Origin of the sequence: Algibacter amylolyticus (genome assembly GCF_014202225.1) — a bacterium.
Classification (GTDB): domain Bacteria; phylum Bacteroidota; class Bacteroidia; order Flavobacteriales; family Flavobacteriaceae; genus Algibacter_B; species Algibacter_B amylolyticus.
Genome location: NZ_JACHGE010000002.1, coordinates 528,893 through 544,478, shown reverse-complemented (window position 1 = coordinate 544,478; position 15,586 = coordinate 528,893). Strand labels below are relative to the sequence as shown.

Below are 15,586 nucleotides of genomic sequence, written 5' to 3'. Positions count from 1 at the left end.
TATATTTTTTAAATGCGTTCTAATTTTAAAGGAGGTGTTTTGTCTGCTCTCCATTGGCAGATATATAAGTTTTTATCATTATCGACACAAACATCATGTCCATGAGAAATTGGTCTATCGGTTAATTGATAAGATTTTTGAAGTTCTCCATTTACATAAATAGGTGCTGTTGCTCCGGGGTTTGAAACCACTTTGTCGCCTTCTAAAATAGTAACAAATCCTGTTGGTTGTGTCCAATCTGTTTTTCCTACTTCGGGCTGAGACCAACAAACACCAGCATATAAATTAGTATCATCAAACACCGGTCTACAAACTTGCATATTCGGTAAGTGTAATGTTTTAATATACTTACCATCTAGCGTAAACCATTTAAAACTAGCTTGATTTCTAGAGGTTACAACAACCATTGGGTTGCCTTTTTCTCTATAATCTATAGCTACGCCGTGAGCACTCATTATTTGGTAATTTTTATCAGGATTATCACTTCCTCCCCAATGCCTAATGTATCTACCATTATAATCATATTGAATAATTCTACTCATACCATAACCATCGGCTACATAAATATCGCCATTAGGCCCAATAGCTGTTTCTGTAGGACAAAAAGATTCTCCGGGTTTATAAATACCTATAGTAATTGGGTGACCGATATCGAAAACAACACGACCATCCATTGTGGTTTTACTAATACGCCCATTATGCTTTGTCCAGCCTCCTTGTTTGTTTAGAAACCAACCAGAATCGGCCAAAAACAAGAACTCTTCTCCGCCTTCGTCTGATATCGTTAAACCGTGTCCACCCGGATAAGCCGTTCCCCAAGAATCTATTACATTCCCAGATTTATCGAAAATGATTACGTTATTTTTTGGATGATCTCCAATCATAACTAATCGGCCTTTACTGTCCATTTGCATTTCGTGGCAGTTAAGCAAAGGTGTTTCAATGGCACTCATTTTAGCCCAATCTTTTATTAATTTATATTGATAATCTCCATGACCTAAAATAACTTCTTTACCCCTTGGTTTTCTCATAATATGAAATCCAAATGACGGCATAGCGGTTAATGCCGCCCCTGCTAAACCTGTTTTTTTTATAAAATTTCTTCTTGATGACATAACTTTTAGGATTAGGTTAATAAATCTTTTACAACATGACCATGAACATCTGTTAATCGATATCGTCGCCCTTGATGTTTAAAGGTTAAACGCTCGTGATCTACACCAACCAGATGCATTAATGTTGCATGAAAATCATGTACATGTAAAGGATCCTTTATCACATTATAGCTAAAATCGTCTGTTTCTCCATAAGAAAACCCAGGCTTAACACCTGCTCCAGCCATCCACATTGTAAATGCTTTTGGATGATGATCTCTTCCGTGATTTTCCTTTGTTAATTGACCTTGAGAATAAACCGTTCTTCCAAATTCGCCTCCCCAAATTACAAGGGTATCATCTAGCATACCACGTTGCTTTAAATCTTTTATTAAAGCAGCTGTACCTTGATCTGTTTTTTTACATTGATGCTTTAAGCCACCTGGACAGTTATTATGCTGATCCCACCCTTGGTGATATAATTGAACAAATTTCACTCCTTTTTCTAATAGCTTTCTAGCCATTAAACAGTTTGCAGCATAGGTTCCAGGGTCTCTACTATCTTTACCGTATAATTCAAAAATATGATCTGGCTCATCAGTTAAATCGGCTACTTCCGGAACAGAAGTTTGCATTTTAAATGCCATTTCGTACTGAGACATTCTTGCCTGAATTTCAGGGTCGCCGTAAGCATCATTTTGAATATCGTTCAATCCTCCAAGATAATCCAACATGTGTCTTCTATCATTACCATCATAATTTTCAGGATCACTTAAATACAATACCGGGTCTTTACCAGATCTGAATTGTACACCTTGATGTTCTGTTGGTAAAAAACCATTACCCCATAAACTTGCTTTTAACGGTTGCCCTTTACCATTTTTTGAAACTAGTGTAATAAACGTTGGAAGGTTTTCATTATCGGACCCTAAACCATAACTTAACCAAGAACCGATTGATGGTCTACCTGGTAATTGATGTCCAGTTTGCATAAAGGTTATAGCCGGTGTGTGGTTAATTTGATCGGTTTGCATACCTTTCATAAAACATAAATCGTCAACAACTTCAGATAAATAAGGCATAGCATCACTTACCCACGCTTTGGATTTGCCATATTGTTTAAAGTTGAATGTAGACGGTGCAATTGGCAAGGTACTTTGGCTGCCACTCATCCCTGTTAAACGTTGCCCGCCAATAATAGACTCTGGCAATTCTTTACCAAACATATCGACCAACTTTGGTTTATAATCGAATAAATCCATTTGCGAAGGTCCACCACTTTGAAATAAGTAAATTATACGTTTTGCTTTAGGGAGATGGTGTGGTAAGCCCAGTCTGTTTTTATTGTAGTTCTCTAGAATTATATCTTCCTTAGTTTTGCTGCCTGTAGCACCAAACATTTTTTCTGCCCCAAGTAAGCTACTTAGCGCTATGGCACCTAGGCCTAAAGAGGTTTTCTTTAAAAAATGTCTTCGGTCTATTTGCCGTTCAATTTTTTGTAAATCTCTATTGTTAGATGTTAGTTTATTGTGGTGATCGTTACACATAATGTCTTTTCTTTATTTAGAGTTTAGCTTTTTATCTTTTAGTTATGCTAGCATCAGCATTCATAATAGTACTTGCTACCACCGCATTTGCAGCAATAAGAGCTTTATTATCTGTTTCAGCAATTTGAAAAGCACCAGTTTGGAGCCATCCTTTTGCCTTCTCTAGGTTAGCGTCAAATTTTTTAAATTCCTCTTTTTGCAACGCAGTTAATAAATCTAATTCTTCATTCGTAATTTGGCGTCCAGTTAACCTCTTAAAAGCACTAGTAATTCCCGTTTTTAAATCATCGGCTTCTGTAATTTGTTTTCCTAAAACTCTAGAAGCCTCTATGTAAGTAGGGTCGTTTAAAATTACTAAAGCTTGAAGTGGTGTATTTGTTTTTTGCCTACGTGTAGAACATAAATCTCTTGTTGGCGCATCGAAAATTGAAATTGTTGGGTTTGGCACTGTACGCTTCCAAATGGTATACATACTGCGTCTATACAAACCTTCTTCTCCATCTTGCACATAAGTACCACCGCTTACTTTCCATAAACCTTTTGGTTGGTATGGCCTTACGCTTTCCCCTCCTATTTTAGTGTTTAATAATCCGGATGCATATAAGGCATTATCGCGAAGCATTTCTCCAGATAATCTGGTTGATGGGCCTCGTGCCAACCATTTATTTTCTCCATCTACTGCTAAAAGTGCTTCAGTAATTACAGAGCTTTGTTGATAGGTGCTAGACATCATTATAGTTTTATGCAAAGCTTTTACATCCCAACCCGATTCAATAAATTGAATAGCCAACCAATCTAATAATGCTGGGTGACTTGGTAACTCACCTTGGTTTCCAAAATCTTCGGACGTTTTTACAAGTCCTCTACCAAAGATATTTTGCCAATACCTGTTTACTGTTACTCGAGCTGTTAACGGATTGTCTTTATGTGTAATCCATTTAGCAAGCCCCAATCTATTTTTAGGCATATCTTCCGTCATAGGAAATATATCTTCGGGAGCATTTGGAAAAACACTATCCGTAGGAGAATCATAATTACCACGATCTAGAATATAGGTTTGTCTATTAAGCTTACTCTCCTTCATCACCATAATTTGCTTAATAGGATCTATACTATCTGCTAATACCAAACGCTTTTGTTCTAAATCTTTAAGCGCAGAGCTATAAGCTTCAGAATTATTAGCTAAATAATACTCAGCTAATTTTTCTTTTTCAGTTTCATTTAAATCGGCTAATTTCTTTTGCTTAATTTTATCTAAATTATCAGGGTTTGCAATTTGCAAAACTTCAATTTCTGTTAATTCTTTATTGAATACCATAAGGTCATCAATAGTAGCATCTTTAATTCCTTTTCCTCTCCAAACTGCTCCAATACGTAAACCAGGTTCTAGACGCGGACTATCCTTACCGTATAATCTTAAACCATGAAAAACAATGTCTTTGTATAAATTATCAAACACAGTTTTTGTTTGTAGTTTTTCTCCATCCATAAATATAGACACGCCATTTGCTTTACTAGAACCATCATAAGTCATGGTTAATTGCACCCATTTTTCTTTTGGCACATCGTTCAGCGACTCTACAACAATAGCATTATCAGGATATACATGCGCTAATAAGGCTTCTATTTTATTATCCTTAATTTTTAAGTGATACCCTCTAAAACTATGCAGTTCAGGACTATTCATTTTATGAAAAATTACGCCTGTTTCTAAGTCTTTAGGAATGTATACCTGAATGCCAATACTAAAAGGTTGACTTCTTTGGAAAATACCAATGTTATCTAAATCTAACCAAGTATCACCATTCATAAAAAGACCTTTACCACTTGCTCCTTTTTTATAAATAGCCTTTTCGTTATCAACAAATTGCTGACGCATTCTTATTTTATTCTGCCCATTACCACCTGCTAAATTGATAAGTTTTTCATTATCAAAATTAAATGCAGCAACTAAGCCATTAGGTTGCTTTTTTGATGGTATTTTTTTGAATTGATTACTAGCAATCCATTTTTCGGCTTTAGGCTTTTCTTTACTAGTTGTTGTTTTTACTTTTTCTTCGGAATCGTCTACTAAAGTTTCTAAGTAAGCTAAAACCTCTTCTTGTTCCTTAGTAGGAAGCATCATTGCAGGCACTGGTGTTGCCAAATCCCACGGAATTAATCCCGTTTCGTCTACATTATTGAAAAAACTGTACATTTCGAAGTAGTTTTTCTGAGAAATCGGGTCGTATTTATGGTCATGACATTTAGCACAAGCATAAGATAAACCTAACAAACCTTGACTAACAGTTGCGGTTCTATCTGCTACATATTCCGATCTAAACTCTTCATCAATAATACCTCCTTCAAGATTTTGAGGGTGTAATCTATTAAATGTTGTTGCTAATTTTTGCTCTCGCGTCGCATTTTCGAACATATCGCCTGCTAATTGCCAGGTAACAAACTCATCATAAGGCATATTTTTATTAAAGGCCTCAATAACCCAATCTCTCCAGGGCGAAGTATCTCGATATCTATCATTACTATACCCATGTGTATCTGCGTAACGCGAAAGATCCATCCAATCCAAAGTCATGTGTTCACCATAATGAGGCGATGCTAAAAGACGGTCTATTTGTTTCTCAAAAGCATTCGGCGATGTATCTTTTACAAAAGCATCTAATTCTTCTAAAGTTGGAGGTAATCCTGTTAAATCGAAAGAAGCGCGACGTAATAAAATTTCTTTATCTGCTATTTCTGAAGGTGATAATTTAAAATTCTCTAATTGTTTAACCACAAAATTATCAATAGGATTTGATATAAAAGCGGTTTGTTTAACCTTAGGAATTTCTGGATTTTCGGGTTTTAAAAAGGCCCAATGTTCTTTATACTCTGCTCCTTCTTCAATCCATTTAATGAGCACTGCTTTTTCATAATTGGTTAAAGTAAGATGAGAACCGGGATCTGGCATAATTAAATCCGGATCATTGGAAATAATACGATGAAAAAATTCACTTTTTTCTAAATTCCCGGGTGTAATAGCTACTTTACCTGGTGATTCTGGCAACTCCGCATAGGCCACATCTGCTGTATGCAATTGTAACCCTCCTTTAATATTGCCAGCATCAGGCCCATGGCACAAATAACATTTATCCGACAAAATGGGTTTAACATGTTGATTAAAATCTATGCTTTTTGGTAGCTCTGTATAAGCTACATAAACAGCTTCCGGCAAATCTGGTCCGCCACAAGAAAACATAAATAACACCCCCAAAATCAGGGTGTAAAAACTCATACCTTTAAACATAAAATTATAATTAGTTGACCTTTCAAAGATAAATTTTACATTTCCGTTAAAACTGTATAAATCAGTCTTAAAAATACACATTTCCGATATGTTCAGTTATTGTCAAGTATAAAACACGCTTATTATTTGTAGTTTTATGAATGAATTGGTGTAATTTTGAAAAGAGTCTCTTGTAAACAAATCAGTAATTAAACTAATCATAAAAACATGCTAAAAGTTTTTCAGTCTTTAAGATTAACATTACTTAATACCGGTTATGCCAAATTAAATGCTTTATGGGATTTTGATAATGTAATCAGCCCGTTTACTCGTATGTATTATATAACAAAAGGCTCTGCAAAAGTTTACCATAGTAATAAGGTTTTTAATTTAAAACCAAACCATATTTATTTAGTACCAAGTTACACTTATGCTCGATATACCTGCGAAGATTATCATGAACAATACTACATAAGTTTTTTAGAAGATATCAATAACGGACTTTCTATATACGGTATAAAAGATTTTGAATATGAAATTGAAGCAGACCAAAACTGTCTTTACTATTTTGAACGGCTAGTAGAATTAAATAATAACAGAAAAATAAAAAACAGTAACCCCAAAACGTACGACAATCGACCAACTTTACAAGATTTTATTAAACAAAACGACACGTTAAACGCCAAAGAGTTACTAGAAACCCAAGGAATATTAACCACTTTATTGTCAAAATTTATAACCAACCACAAAATAAATAAAGACCAGGTTACTCCAAACAAAGCAATTTACCTAATTCAGAACTATATTAATGAAAATCTACATACGCAAATTACTATAGATGAATTGGCTAACAAGTGCCATTATAGCACCGATTATTTCTCACGACTTTTTTATAAAACTCACGGTATTAGACCTAATAAATATATACAATCGAAAAGGATAGAGCGTGCACAATTACTGTTATTAACCACATCAAGTTCACTTAAAGAAATTGCTCAAAAAGTTGGATTTGAAAATTTAGCATACTTTTCTAGAACGTTTAAAAAACATACAACAAAAACACCCGCTGCGTTTAGAAAAGAGCAAGTAACCATATAATAAACACTATTTAATATAATAATCAAATGTGTTATAAAACAATACATTTATTATGTATCAACTTAACAAACAACTTTACTTTTAAACTTTACAAGTTGCTTTGTAAATGCAGTATTTAATTTACTCCAATTAAGTTGTAAAAAGTATAAACCTGCTAACAAAGACGCTCCTTAATGTTGTATTAATTGACCTGAAAGAATTCTAATAAAATCACTAATACAAAATAAACTAAAAAATGAAATTTAAAAATCTAAAAACCATTCTATACGTTTTTATAGGTATAGCTTTATTTAATTGCAAGCCCGCAGAAAACAACAAACTTGCTACAGAACACATTAAAGACTTTAATTTTGATTGGAAATTTAAATTATCAAATGATAGTATTTCTCTAGCTAACACTCCCGAATTTAATGATGAAAATTGGAGAACACTAAATTTACCACATGATTGGGCGGTAGAAAGTAAATTCGATTCTTTATTAGCTAACGATGCCAAGGCAACCGGCTACTTAGCAAGTAAAGGTTATGGTTATTATAGAAAAACATTTGATAAACCGTTTAACGAAAACGAAGTTACCTATGTTCTTTTTGATGGCGTTTACAACAATTCTGAAGTTTGGATTAATGGTAAAAAATTAGGATTCCACCCTTATGGCTACTCTCCTTTTTATTTTAATTTAAGTTCGTATTTAAATAAAAACGGAAAGAACAATGTGCTAACCGTAAAAATTGATCATACTAGATATGCCGATAGTCGTTGGTACACAGGCGCTGGTATTTACAGAAACGTACAGCTTATTACAGCTAACAAAATACACGTTCCGGTTTGGGGAACATTTGTTACCACACCAGAAGTTTCAACTGAAAAAGCAACAGCACAAATAATAGTTTCTGTAAAAAACGATTTTTCTTCAGAAGAACATGTTGTTGTAAAAACAAGTATTGTTAATCAAAGTAATGTAGAAGTTGCCTCGACTAGCAGCAACTTAAGTCTTGCAGCGAATAGTTTAAAAAATGTTACTCAAAATATTGAAATAGCTAATCCATCGTTATGGGATATTGACAACCCGAATCTTTACAAAGCCATAACTACCATTATAAAAGAGGAACAAGATATTAATACTTACAAAACTGATTTTGGAATTAGAACCATTAAATTCGACACAAATAAAGGCTTCTTTTTAAATGGCCAAAACATGAAAATTAAAGGTGTTTGTTTACACCACGATGCTGGTCTTGTTGGCACCGCAGTGCCAAAAGGTGTTTGGAAACGCAGATTGCAAATTTTGAAAGATGGAGGTTGTAATGCCATTAGAATTTCGCATAACCCTGCATCAACAGAGCTTTTAGACCTTTGTGATGAAATGGGCTTTTTAGTTCAAGATGAATTCTTTGATGAATGGGATAACCCAAAAGACAAACGTCTAAACCAAAACGAATCTAAAAGCACCGATTATATTACCCGTGGTTATGGTGAACATTTTCAAGAATGGGCTCATAAAGATTTAGAAGCTGTAATGCTAAGTCACAGAAATCATCCTTCTATTTTTCAATGGAGTATTGGAAACGAAATAGAATGGACCTACCCAAGGAATGCTGCAGCAACCGGATTTTTTAACAATATGAACTGGAATGGAAATTATTTTTGGGATGAACCTCCATATTCTGTTGAAGAAATTAAGCATCAACTAGAAACCTTACCTAGAGGAAAATATGATATAGGCGAAACAGCGCAAAAACTTTCAAAATGGACTAAAGCTCTAGATACAACACGTCCTGTTACGGCAAACTTTATTTTACCTTCTGCTAGTCATTTATCTGGATATGCCGACGCTTTAGATGTTATTGGCTATAGTTACAGACGTGTTTTATACGATTATGGTCATAAAAACTACCCAGATAAACCTATAATGGGTACCGAAAACTTAGCACAATACCACGAGTGGAAAGCCATTATGGAACGCCCTCATATTTCTGGAACATTTTTATGGACTGGTATAGATTATATGGGTGAAATTAGATCGCCTTGGCCTGTTCGTGTTCAACCTTCTGGTTTATTAAATACTGCTGGATTCAAAAAAGGATCGTACCATATGATGAAAACATTATGGACTAACGAACCACACCTTCATATTGCTACTCAGAACATTGAAAAATCATTAAATAAAATAGATTCTAACGGCAAAATCACTGCTAAAAACCCTGAAAAATGGAAGCATGCACTTTGGGAATGGCAAGACGTAAACGAACATTGGAATTATAATACAGACGAAATGATATCAGTAGAAATTTATTCTAACTGTGATGAAATAGAGTTGTTTTTAAATCAAAAGCCTCTTGGTAAAAAGAAATTATCAGATTTTGAAGACCACATTTACAAATGGGGCGTTCCTTTTGCTGATGGTAAGTTAATAGCAAAAGGCATTAAAGACGGAAAAGAAATAACTTCTGAAATAATTACAGCAAGAAAGGCAACACAAATAAACCTTTCTACAGAAGAAAAATCAATCAACGCCAACAATTATGATGTTTCGCATATTATTGTACAATTAACTGATGATAACGGTAATCCTATTAAAACGGATAACAAAGAAATTACTTATGAAATAAAAGGAAATGCCAAATTATTAGGCATTGATAATGGATGGAAAAAGAGTGTTCAAAAATTTCAAACTAACGTGAATACAACCTATAACGGGACCACTTTATTAATTATACAAGCTATGGACAAAGCAGATGATATAGAAGTTATAGCTAAATCGGAAGGTTTGCCTTCTACCTCAATTAAAGTAAGTATAAATTAAGCTTTTTAATTACATTAAAACTAAATACAAAAAAAAACGAAAATCAAGTTGATTTTCGTTTTTTTTTGTGATGTTTAAAATCCTTACTGCTTAACTATCCTTTTAGTAACCTTTCCTGCATCGGTATTTAATTTCATAAAGTAAACTCCATTTACAAGATTTGTTAAATCGGCAGAAGTACTTACCAAAGCGCCAATAACATTATATACTTTAATGCTTTCAACTGTAACACCGGGGCTAACAATATTTACTTTCCCATTTGTTGGGTTAGGATATACTGCAAGATCATTTATTTTTTTTGATTTTACTGTACTTAAAGTCATTGCTGCATTTTGCGTAATATCATCAATATAAAATACATCACCGTCATACGTACCTGTGGCATTAAGTTTAATGTCTAGTCTTGATAAATATCCTGGCTCAGTTCCTGCAAGAATGCTATTATCGGACTCTTTTACCGCTTCTTCAAAATTAAATTCAACTTCGTACCAAGTATTTAGTGTTAAACCAGAAAGTGAAACCGTATTTGTTAAATATCTAGCACCTCCAAACCAAGGTTCTAACTGTACATCTACCGCGGTTTCATTAGTCGATAAAATTTTAAATTTACACCAAGTTCCATCAGTTACTCCATAAGTTCCTCCAGGGTTTTGAATAGCCAACCATCTCCATGCTGGAGCTGTATCTGTTAAAGTAATTTGAAAAGCCGTTGCACTAGGATTTATATCTGTAGTTGAAGGGTTAGAGGCATTAACAGCGGTGGCTTGTGCTGCTGCACCTGCCCTAACAATTGGAGATAGAGTTCCAGACTCGAAGTCCATAGAATACTGCCCGTGAGCTAAACCACCTATTATTAAACAGGTAGTAACAAGTAAATTTTTAATCATAATATAGTTGTTTAAATTAATATGTTTACAAAACTCCTGATTTATAATAAAATACAGTGATATGAATGGTTTTTAGAACACTACATATGTTTATTCTACTTTACAATGTAAAGCGCCATATTAATACTAACAAAAAATCGCCTGAACCAATTCAGACGATTTTTACAACAAAAAAAACTAACTAAAACTACTAACTAAATTTTATATTTAAAGTAGATATTTAATATCTAGTCATATTTGGTTTTTATATTATTATTCATCTTCTAACTTCCATGTTCTTACCCAATCATATTTTGTAGTTAGGTCATCAAAAGAGGCTGTTTCGAAAATAGTATTCGCATCAATTGGATTCCAATCATAGGTTTCAATAGCCATTGTAATATGGCCTTCTAAATCAAAATCGGCTGGAGGATTTGTAATTGAATGGCTTAATTTTCCGTCTAAATAAAACAATATTTCTGTTGGCGATTTCCACCAGCAACCATAAACAAAGTACCTTGAATTATTTTTTTCGGTTAAAATAGTTTTGGCTGGGCTTTGCTTAGAGCCTGTAACTTCTGTATCACAATCCCTTTCATGCCTCCATGTATTAGACGCATATATTTGATCAAAATTATCTGCCCAAGCTGCTGTATTTGTAAGTCGGCCAACGCATTCTTGTATATCTAATTCTAGTTTTCTAACAGGTCCTGTATTACAATTTTGTTTAAAAGCTATCCAAAATGTAGAGGACATTATTGTTTTATTGGCTTGCATTTTACATTCGTAATAATAGCCTGGTTTAGCTGTAATTTTTGATCTCACAATAGCTCCACCATGAGTCCAATCTATACCATTAACACGTTTTGGAGCGTCAAATTTTTCAACAGTAATATTTAAATTACCATTAGCTACTGTTACGTTATCCGCTTCAAATAATGCAGGTGGTCTTCCTATCCAACTAAATCCATCTGATGAAGGATATCTATGCCATTTATTATCATTAAAAGTAGTACCGTCAAATTCATCTGACATATCTTCTACTTTTACCCATTTTTTTCCGGTAGGCACCTCAACACCGTCTGCTACAGCATAAGGCTTATTACTCGAAGGTTCCGTAACAACAACATCAAAACTACATGTAGCAGTATTTCCTGCTTTATCGGTGGCTACAAAAGTATTTGTTGTTGTACCAATTGGGAATGATGCCCCAGATGCTAAACCAGCCGTTTGTTCGGTAACTGTACCAGGTAAATTATCCGTACCTACAGGTGTGGCATAATTAACGGTTGCTACATTTTTTCCTGCATCAATAAAAACAGTAATAGAAGACTCACAAGTTATTGATGGGTTTGTTTTATCTACTTGAGCTACTTCTTCATTTTCATCTGAGTCTCCACTACTACATGCTGTAAGCATAACTAATGTTAGTGCCAAAAGTGTATATTTTTCTATTTTTTGAAACATAAGTTTATTTTTTTTTACAAACTTAGTCTTCATTTAGAAAAATCGACTTTTCATATGTATTTCAAACTATAACAAATGGTTCTATGCAGTTAAAATTTATCACTAAACCTTGGTAAACCACTATTATCATTAAAAAAAATGAGCGTAATTATAAATTTTAAAGTTTTTAAACTAAAATTTACAATTACGCCTAACATGATATTAAATAAAAGACTTTTTATCGTGTTTACATTCCGTAATCAATGTGTTATTCATCTTCTAATTTCCATGTTCTAACCCAATCAATTTTCATGGTGTTTATAGTATTATCTCCTAAATCAGATTTTGGAGGAAGTCCACCTACCCAAACAGCTTCATTTGTCCATAAATCGAAAATAATTTCTAAATCTCTTGTAAACACTCTATCGGTGTAAGTTTGCCCAGATCGATCTTCTCCAACTTCAACACTTCCTGCTGGTTCTCCGTTTAAATAAAATTGAATGTGTTTAGCATCTTTCCACCAAACCCCGAATGTGTGATAATCTTCATTCCATTTTACATTTTTTAAGGGATTAGTATCTGATAACCCCGAACGGTTATAATTATCTTCATCTCTAATCGTTACCGGAGATTTACTGGAATCGGCATGAAAATATTGCGAATTCATTTGGTTAGGAAAATCTGTTGCCTGAGAACAGCCAAAACAAGAAGGTTTAGAATTATTTTCAATAATATCAATTTCATCTCTATTATTAATATCTCCATTATTTAACCAATAAGTATTATATGCTGAAATATGAGCGGCTTTTATTCTAGCCTCGGTATACATAGGATAACTTGTTTCGGCTTTTGAATGAATTCTAGCGGTTTGAAACCATCTATTTTCGGGATTACTTTCGTTTAATGTCGCTTTTATCCATAGGTTACCATCTGTTACTCCTGAGTTGGTAGCAGCGGAAGTCATGAAAACAGGCACACCATAATTCCAGGTAGATTTAAACCATTTATTACCATCCCATGCATCAAACTCGTCGGACATACTTTCTAACTTCACCCATTTTTTTCCATCTGGTGTTGTGTTGTCTATAGATGTAAAAGATGGTTGTGCTGGGTCAATGTTGTTAAAATCTTCGGCAGTAGGTCCATCAACAACATCATTAACCGTAATATTTACAGTTGCCGTATCATCATCTCCATCTTGATCTGTAATGGTATAAGTAAAACTATCAACACCACTAAAATCTGCATTTGGTACATATTCGAATACACCATCGCTTATTTCGGTAATTGTACCGTTGGTTGCGTCAGTTTCAAGCTTATAATCATCTCCATCTCCTCCATCTTTACCAATATCATCATTTGTAGAAACATTTACTTGATTTGAAACTCCTGCTGTACTATCTTCATCAACAGTTAACTCATCATTATTAGCAGTAGGTTTAGAGTTAACAACCTCAACTAAATCATCTGATTTTGAATCGTTACTACTACAACTTGTTAAGCATAAATTAAGTGTAAGGATTAACAAATACACTTTTTTACTAAAAAAATTTAATTCTATCATTTTATTTTCGAGTTTTATTATATGTACTTGAAACAAATTCATTTACATATAATTTATTCTTATTTATAGAAATCAAAACTATTGATTAAGTAATAATTTTAAAGTTTTTCTGTCTTGACATAAACTGAACATCTTAAAAAAAAATATTTTCAGCCCATTAGCCTTGATTGTTAATTTATAAGATTGAAAATTACAATTCCAAGATTTTAAAATGCCTCCTTCGCTTTTTTACTACTTACAACTAAAAAAGAGAAAGTTTAAAAATAAACTCTCCCTTTTTAAGAATGACTAACTATAATACTTTTTAAGGTCTACTTGTTAGTTTATATAAGGCTAAATCGTCCATATAAAACTTAAGCGTTTCAGAATTAACATTTTGCCCTCTTATCATAAAACTCTCATTTCCATCTGCTGAAAAAGATACAACAACTGATGTATAAAACCATTCTCCTATTGGAGTAGTAGCACTAAAAGCAGGGTTATCTGGTACACCCCAATCTGTAGAAGGTCTCCAAAACATTCTAATGTTAGATGTTACAGGAGTTCCAACATCTACAGCATAAATCCATGCTCCCATTTCATATTTAAATCCTTTTTCTGTAGGGAATGTGATATTATTACCATCTGCGTCTGTATTTCCAATAATCATTCCTCCATTAGGATCAAACTCTAAGTACATACTTTTTGATCCGGAATGTGCTTGATCAAAAGAAAAACTCATGCTATACCCATCCCATGGTGCACCCCACCAAAGATATGGCCAATTGCTAACTTCAGATTTTTCAAATGAACTATCAATATTTGAAAAATCTGGATCCTCAAACAAGTTTTCTTTTATAAAATCTGTTAAAACAGCATCGGTAAATGCATCAGAAGCAACAGCATCTAGTGTTCCTAAATTTCCTGGTATATAAGATACTTTTACAACATCATCATTGTACATAATTTCATTATCCAATTCAATAATTAAAATATTGCCTTCTTCAGAATCTACAAGTACACTACGTATTACTGGTTTTAATACAGCCCCACCTGCAGTTTCGATTGTTAATGAAAAATTATTTTTATTAACGGTTGCAGGATCCATTTCTCTACTAAACTCTAATCCTATTTTTGTTTGAGCTTCTTTTTCAAAAACTCTATCCAATGTAACAGGTTCGGTAGAAGGAATAACCTTAATGAATTTCTTAACATTAATAGTATCTGCTCCTCCAGGTCTAGTTCTTGAGGTTATAAATTGCAAATCCCAAGAACCTAATTTGCTATATTTTACATCTACCTCTGGAGCCGCATCCATTATTTGGATTGGTTTAGCACCTGGTAAATTCCAAACAAAACTAATTGGTCCTCCTTCCGTAGTATAAGATAATCTTATTGCTTTACTCGCTGTAATTTCATTTTCAGCATTATCAGATAAAGTTAATTCATCACCTGTACTTCCGTCATCATTTATATAATGAGCTTTTATAGAGGCCTCGACCGCACCAAGTACAGTTACTACAATTGTAGTATCAATTTCTCTACTATTGTTAGGCATCGCACTATCTTCATTTGGGTATACATCCCCTTTAAACACCTGATTTAACGTTACGTTATATTCTCCTGGGGTGTAGAAAAATCCTTTAACAACATCTTCTGAAGATGTATTTGTGTCGCTTCCAGATATTTTGGAAACAGTTTCTGGAAATGTCCATGTTCTAGATTTTACACCTCGAGAAATATCGGCAAAATCGATATGACCTCCAACATTAATTGTATTATCAAAATTCATCTCTGAAGTTACAATAGCTCTATGACTTGGCTCTACTAAATTAACCGACTCTTCCTCGGAACAAGCAACTAATACTAGTGCCATGAAGAGAATAAGCTTAAAAATTCCTATATTTTTCATAATTCGTTTTTT

Annotated in this window: 9 protein-coding genes; 2 read left to right on the top strand and 7 right to left on the bottom strand. The window is 33.6% G+C overall.

Going from position 1 to position 15,586, the window contains the following annotated elements:
* Positions 1-8: 8 nt before the first annotated feature.
* The 3 genes from HNQ90_RS07260 to HNQ90_RS07250 are packed head-to-tail and all read right to left on the bottom strand — an operon-like array spanning position 9 to position 5,915.
* Positions 9-1,115 (bottom strand): twin-arginine translocation signal domain-containing protein, encoded by a 1,107-nt coding sequence (locus HNQ90_RS07260; protein WP_144117199.1) that lies wholly within the window; start codon positions 1,113-1,115, stop codon positions 9-11.
* Between the two features lie 11 nt (positions 1,116-1,126).
* Positions 1,127-2,641, bottom strand: coding sequence for a DUF1501 domain-containing protein (locus HNQ90_RS07255; RefSeq protein ID WP_144117198.1), 1,515 nt, complete (start codon positions 2,639-2,641; stop codon positions 1,127-1,129).
* Positions 2,642-2,672: 31 nt separating this feature from the next.
* Positions 2,673-5,915, bottom strand: coding sequence for a DUF1553 domain-containing protein (locus HNQ90_RS07250; protein WP_144117197.1), 3,243 nt, complete (start codon positions 5,913-5,915; stop codon positions 2,673-2,675).
* Between the two features lie 219 nt (positions 5,916-6,134).
* Here HNQ90_RS07250 and HNQ90_RS07245 point away from each other — a divergent pair, with 219 nt between their 5' ends.
* Together HNQ90_RS07245 and HNQ90_RS07240 are read left to right on the top strand one after the other, a co-directional pair.
* Positions 6,135-7,004, top strand: coding sequence for a helix-turn-helix domain-containing protein (locus tag HNQ90_RS07245; protein WP_144117196.1), 870 nt, complete (start codon positions 6,135-6,137; stop codon positions 7,002-7,004).
* Positions 7,005-7,239: 235 nt separating this feature from the next.
* The gene (locus tag HNQ90_RS07240) at positions 7,240-9,807 is read left to right on the top strand and encodes a glycoside hydrolase family 2 TIM barrel-domain containing protein (RefSeq protein ID WP_144117195.1); all 2,568 of its coding nucleotides are present in this window, start codon (positions 7,240-7,242) and stop codon (positions 9,805-9,807) included.
* A gap of 83 nt (positions 9,808-9,890) precedes the next feature.
* Here HNQ90_RS07240 and HNQ90_RS07235 read toward each other — a convergent pair whose 3' ends face one another.
* The 4 genes from HNQ90_RS07235 to HNQ90_RS07220 form a co-directional block, all read right to left on the bottom strand.
* A complete protein-coding gene (locus HNQ90_RS07235; RefSeq protein WP_144117194.1) occupies positions 9,891-10,694 on the bottom strand; it encodes a T9SS type A sorting domain-containing protein in 804 nt (267 codons plus the stop codon).
* Between the two features lie 252 nt (positions 10,695-10,946).
* On the bottom strand, positions 10,947-12,140 hold the full coding sequence (locus tag HNQ90_RS07230) for an HYR domain-containing protein (protein WP_144117193.1): 1,194 nt from the start codon (positions 12,138-12,140) through the stop codon (positions 10,947-10,949).
* Between the two features lie 247 nt (positions 12,141-12,387).
* Complete coding sequence (locus tag HNQ90_RS07225; protein ID WP_144117192.1) at positions 12,388-13,683, bottom strand: Ig-like domain-containing protein; 1,296 nt, start codon at positions 13,681-13,683, stop codon at positions 12,388-12,390.
* A gap of 304 nt (positions 13,684-13,987) precedes the next feature.
* The gene (locus HNQ90_RS07220) at positions 13,988-15,574 is read right to left on the bottom strand and encodes a hypothetical protein (protein WP_144117191.1); all 1,587 of its coding nucleotides are present in this window, start codon (positions 15,572-15,574) and stop codon (positions 13,988-13,990) included.
* Positions 15,575-15,586 lie beyond the last annotated feature (12 nt).